Genomic DNA, 301 nt, shown 5'->3' with positions numbered 1-301 from the left:
AGCCCAGTCGCGCACCTGCTCCTGCTTGAGCGGCCGCCCGCGCGGCGACATCAGCAGGCGCGGTCTCGCATCATCCGCCGGCACGGCCGCATCGATCGCCGCCGCCAGCACGTCGCAGCGCAGCACCTGTCTCTTATACACATCTCCGAGCCCACGAGACTCTAGGCGCGATCGCGTATGCCGGCTTCTGCTTGAAAAAGGGGGGGGGGGGGGGGGGGGGGGGGGGGGGGGGGGGGGGGGGGGGGGGGGGGGGGGGGGGGGGGGGGGGGGGGGGGGGGGGGGGGGGGGGGGGGGGGGGGGG

Annotated in this window: 1 pseudogene; it reads right to left on the bottom strand. The window is 78.1% G+C overall.

Annotation, left to right across the window (positions count from 1 at the left end):
- Positions 1 to 126, bottom strand: a pseudogene (locus JHD80_RS29005) (tRNA (guanosine(37)-N1)-methyltransferase TrmD); the annotation flags it as partial.
- Between the last annotated feature and the right edge of the window lie 175 nt (positions 127 to 301).

Source organism: Allobosea sp. ASV33 (assembly GCF_016428755.1).
In the GTDB taxonomy this organism is placed as follows: Bacteria; Pseudomonadota; Alphaproteobacteria; order Rhizobiales; family Beijerinckiaceae; genus Allobosea.
This window is presented reverse-complemented; position numbering and strand designations above follow the sequence as displayed.